The following is a 4,554-nucleotide window of genomic DNA, read 5'->3' as shown; positions in this document are numbered from 1 at the left end:
ATTGCGCAACATCAGTAAAAAGTGGACACTGCCAATCCGGGATTGGAAAGCTGCGCTAACTAGGTTCACCATCCAGTTCGGTGAACGTATTTCTATGAATTAAACGAAACCCCGTTTACACAAAAATTCGCACACGCCCATCTTTAGTATCGACACTCGCTACTTCAAAAGGAGGATGAGCTTGTTACTCAACTTGGCGCATGCAGCACCGACAATTCTGGCCTCATTCCTGGCGTCGTTTGTCGAATTCATCGAGGCCCTGACGGTCGTTTTGGCGGTCGGTATAGTGCGAGGCTGGCGTGCCGCCATTGCAGGCACCGTCAGCGCATTGGCCTTGCTTGCAGGAATGGTACTGGCCTTTGGGCGTTCACTAGCGGAGATGCCGCTGCCGACCATTCAGCTAGTCGTCGGCACATTGCTTTTGCTTTTTGGTTTGCGCTGGTTGCGTAAAGCAATTTTAAGATCCGCGGGTGTCATTGCCTTGCATGACGAAGTGGCTACCTACGCCAAGGAAACGGCGCAATTGCACCAGTCGCTCCCTGATGTTCAAGGCGCTTGGGACAAAGTCGCTTTTTTGACGGCCTTCAAGATTGTTATGCTGGAAGGAATTGAGGTCGTTTTTATTGTCATCGCTATTGGTGCTAGTGGCCAGCTTATTGTTCCGGCGTCTGTCGGAGCTATTGCGGCCTTAGTCCTGGTAGTCTTGCTTGGGCTATGGCTGCATCGTCCTCTGGGTAATATTCCTGAAAATGCGCTGAAGTTTTGCGTTGGTATTTTGCTCGCCGCCTTCGGCACGTTCTGGGTGGGCGAAGGTGTCCATATTGAATGGCCCGGAGCCGACTGGGCCATCGTTGCGCTGATCGTCGGCTATTTCATCTTCGCCCACGTCCTTCTGATGATCTGCAAAGCACAACCAAGAGCCGACACGCCCGCCGTGAAAAAAGTAAAGAAAGCCTCGCCAACTGGCTGGTTGCAGACAATCTGGCATGAGCTGGTCGGGCTATTTGTTGACGATGGCATGCTGGCCGCCGGCATTCTCATATGGGTGATTGCTGCCTGGGGTGCTGCTAGCCGGGTGAATGTTTCCATGACGACGGATTCCGTGGTCTTTTTTATCGGCTTTGTACTGATGCTGGGAATGAGCGCCGTGCGAGCTGCGCGATCCTAAAGAACAGGAGATTGAAGAAAGTTGTCCCATTTCTGAAAACTTGTTAATATCCCAAACAGGAGATGGCATTCCTCCTTGAACCGCCACCGGCATCACGCCGGAGCTGATGATGCCTACAGATACCTGGTAAGCCGGGACTGTAGGTATTCGCCCAAAGTCTTTGTTCGCCAGGCTGATTTACTCGACACCTGGCAACATGAAACACTACAAACACCCTGAGCAACTCGATCTACTGCCGTATATCGGCAAGTGGTGCATTATCGCAAGCGTCATTGCCGCGCTCGCCGGCACTGCATCGGCATTTTTTCTCTTCTCCCTCGAATACGCTACCAACTGGCGCGAAGCCCATCCATGGGTTATCTGGCTATTGCCGCTCGCCGGTTTCGCCGTGGGATGGCTCTATCTGCACACCGGCAAGCCTGTTGAGGCCGGCAATAATCTCCTTATCGACGAAATCCATGATCCCAAGAAGGTAGTGCCGCTACGCATGGTGCCGCTGGTGCTGATCGGTACCGTCGTCTCTCATCTGTTCGGCGCCTCTGTCGGTCGGGAAGGAACTGCGGTGCAAATGGGCGGTGCGCTGGCCGACCAGCTGACCCATCTTTTCAAGTTGCGCCAGGAGGATCGTCGCATTCTGCTCATGGCGGGTATCAGTGCCGGTTTCGCCTCGGTGTTCGGCACACCCATGGCCGGTGCAATCTTCGGTCTGGAAGTGCTGGCCATTGGCCGCATGCGCTATGACGCCATCTTTCCGTGTTTTGTGGCGGCCATTGCCGCCGACCAGATCGGACTCGCCTGGGGCGTGCACCATACCCACTATGCGATGACAGGGATGACACCCATTGCGTTCTGGAGTGTTGTGTCTGTCATCGTCGCGGGCATTATCTTTGGGCTAGTCGGCATGCTGTTCGCCAATACCACGCATGGCCTGTCCGCTTTCATGAAGCGCCGCATCAGCTATGCGCCTCTACGTCCACTTATAGGCGGCGTCATTGTGGCTGTGGCTGTCTGGGCCATCGGCACCCAGCGATACATCGGCTTGGGCATTCCCGTGATCGTGGAATCGTTCCAGCAACCGGTAGCCCCTTGGGATTTCTTTGCCAAGATGGTGTTCACCGTGACTTCGTTGGGAACCGGCTTCAAAGGCGGCGAAGTGACGCCACTGTTTTACATTGGTGCGACGCTCGGCAACGCCCTGGCGCCGTTACTCCATCTTCCATTTTCTTTGCTGACCGGTATCGGCTTCGTCGCCGTATTTGCGGGTGCGGCCAACACGCCTATTGCCTCGACCATCATGGCCATCGAGCTGTTTGGTCCTGAAATTGGACCATTCGCGGCCTTAGCCTGCATCGTCAGCTATCTGTTCTCCGGCCATACCGGCATTTATCACGCGCAGCGCGTGGGACACCCCAAGCATCGGCCCATGCCTGAGGGCATGAAAATCGCCGAGATGAACGCCTACAAGGCCGATCTCAAAAGAAAGCATCAAGAAAACGAAGCATCCACTACATCCACCAAAGACCAATCCCATCATGAGTGAACTGACTGCATTGCGACTGTATTTCCCTATCTCGGCCAAAGCCAAGGCCACACGCTTTTGGCATCGCCTGTCCGCACCGGCGCTTGCCCATCATTTACTGGCGGTGGCGCGCCGCGCCGGCATCCAGCAAGCCATGTTGCATCACATCGATGCTGGCTACCTGGCGGGCGAAAAGCTCAGTGTTCATCACCCGGAGGTCTCGTCAATGCGGCATCCCCAGTGCCTGGAGCTGATCGATACGGAAAAACATCTGCGCAAATATCTCCACGACCATGCGGAGGAATTGCAAAAAGTGCGTGCAGTGCTATTTAAATGCGAATTGCCTTTGGAGAATTAGCACGTAGGCGACACCAATAAAGAGGCGATGGAATGCTGAAATCGATCGTGGTCATTGGTCTGGGCGGCGCTGCTGGATGCCTAATGCGCTGGCTACCGAGCAGCAAGCTCAATGGCGTGTTTTAGGTCATTCCGTTTGGCACGCTCACCGCAAATCTTGTGGGCTGCTACCTGATCGGCGTAGCCATTGCCTATCTGGGAGCACATCCGACGCTTGGACCAGAGTGGCGACTGTTCGTGGTGACGGGATTTTTAGGCGGATTGACGACGTTTTCCACCTTTTCAGAGGAAGTCGTTTCATTACTGCAATCTGGACGGCTGATGTGGGCGTTCGGTGCGATCACCTTGCACGTCGCGGGTGCATTGGCAATGACATTTCTCGGCATCACAACAGTGGTGCTGACACGGCAATAACAATCATCAGGAGATAGCAATGAAAGGCTTTCAGATTACGTTTTTTACGCAACAAGATCGCAAGCATGCCGGCAAACAGTTGGCCGAATGGTTGCTCCAGTTTGCTCAGGCGCACGGCACCCGCGGCGCCACCATTCTGGCCGGCAGCGAGAGTTTCGGGCGCGATAGTCATTTCCATTCCGCGCATTTCTTTGAGCTGGCCGATCAACCCATCGAAGTCACGATGGCGGTCGACGAAAAGACTGCTGACACGCTATTCGATGCTTTAGCCAAGGAAGGCGTCTCTGTGTTTTACGTCAAGACTGCTGTTGAATTCGGCTCAATCGGAACCCCTGAAAGCTGATCAGACAGGAGGAGACATGCATAACAAAACACCTCATCTCGCTGAACACTGCGACGATAACAATCAGGAGATCCGGAGTAAGCGTAGCAAACTAAATCTTCAGATTCTAGGGCTGACGGCGATTCATCTTTTATTGCTTGCCAGTTAGGTTGGCTTATATCGAGTCAGCAGGCTAAGTCCCCGCATATTGCTTGGTCTGTTGATTCTGACGGCCTTGACGTGGCTTTGGTTGATCGTTACAGCGAGTCGACGCTTCGTCCTATGGAATGACCATGAGCGAAGGCATGAGGAAAATAACCACCTGCCTGGGCAGCACTAAGAACATCTCAGAGGATCTCAATATGAATATCTACGACAGAAAAAATGTTTCGCGGCGAACCCGGCGTTCGTATCTTATCGGTCTCCGCCATTGGCAGGAGAGCCTGATGCTGATGAGCTTGCTCACGCTCTTGTGCGTCCTCGCGTTGAATGATGCCAGTGTGGATGAGCAACTATTGCATCTATTGGATTGGTTAGGGACCAATTGCACCTGGTGTACAGTGCAACCGTATTGATGCATCAGCAGCCTTTGTTACTTTGCGGAAGTTCTTTTTCGGGAGTTAAATCGATCAGCGGATTCAGTTGTTCTGCAAATCTTGCAAAGGTAGTCGACCAATCATGAAATTCTGAAATTAACTCGTCAGCAGCCTCCCAGATGTCTGTTTCGTCAGGGTGAGCGACCAGTCTCGCACCATTGAGAACGGTATGTGTCAT

The 4,554-nt window shown here is 53.4% G+C and carries 6 protein-coding genes, 1 pseudogene and 1 riboswitch; of the genes and pseudogenes, 6 read left to right on the top strand and 1 reads right to left on the bottom strand.

The window, feature by feature from the left end:
• The first annotated feature begins 181 nt into the window (after positions 1 to 181).
• The 6 genes from RV1423_RS28035 (at position 182) to RV1423_RS28015 (ending at position 4,355) form a co-directional block, all read left to right on the top strand.
• The gene (locus RV1423_RS28035) at positions 182 to 1,168 is read left to right on the top strand and encodes a COG4280 domain-containing protein (RefSeq protein ID WP_231502539.1); all 987 of its coding nucleotides are present in this window, start codon (positions 182 to 184) and stop codon (positions 1,166 to 1,168) included.
• 49 nt (positions 1,169 to 1,217) lie between these two features.
• Positions 1,218 to 1,291: riboswitch (Fluoride riboswitch) on the top strand.
• A gap of 73 nt (positions 1,292 to 1,364) precedes the next feature.
• Positions 1,365 to 2,708 carry a voltage-gated chloride channel family protein gene (locus tag RV1423_RS28030; protein WP_034303928.1) on the top strand — a complete coding sequence of 448 codons (1,344 nt, stop codon included), beginning with the start codon at positions 1,365 to 1,367 and terminating at the stop codon, positions 2,706 to 2,708.
• On the top strand, positions 2,701 to 3,045 hold the full coding sequence (locus RV1423_RS28025) for a DUF190 domain-containing protein (protein ID WP_034303927.1): 345 nt from the start codon (positions 2,701 to 2,703) through the stop codon (positions 3,043 to 3,045). The genes RV1423_RS28030 and RV1423_RS28025 overlap by 8 nt, the downstream gene beginning before the upstream one ends.
• Positions 3,046 to 3,173: 128 nt before the next feature.
• A complete protein-coding gene (crcB, locus tag RV1423_RS29580; RefSeq protein WP_306411581.1) occupies positions 3,174 to 3,458 on the top strand; it encodes a fluoride efflux transporter CrcB in 285 nt (94 codons plus the stop codon).
• Between the two features lie 19 nt (positions 3,459 to 3,477).
• The gene (locus RV1423_RS28020; protein ID WP_034303926.1) at positions 3,478 to 3,801 is read left to right on the top strand and encodes a DUF190 domain-containing protein; all 324 of its coding nucleotides are present in this window, start codon (positions 3,478 to 3,480) and stop codon (positions 3,799 to 3,801) included.
• Positions 3,802 to 4,073: 272 nt separating this feature from the next.
• On the top strand, positions 4,074 to 4,355 hold the full coding sequence (locus tag RV1423_RS28015) for a hypothetical protein (RefSeq protein WP_034303924.1): 282 nt from the start codon (positions 4,074 to 4,076) through the stop codon (positions 4,353 to 4,355).
• A gap of 4 nt (positions 4,356 to 4,359) precedes the next feature.
• Here the strand turns inward: RV1423_RS28015 and RV1423_RS30460 are convergent.
• Positions 4,360 to 4,554: pseudogene (locus RV1423_RS30460) on the bottom strand (hypothetical protein); the annotation flags it as partial.

The sequence above is a fragment of the Herbaspirillum sp. RV1423 genome, assembly GCF_000577615.1.
In the GTDB taxonomy this organism is placed as follows: Bacteria; Pseudomonadota; Gammaproteobacteria; order Burkholderiales; family Burkholderiaceae_D; genus Herbaspirillum.
This window is presented reverse-complemented; position numbering and strand designations above follow the sequence as displayed.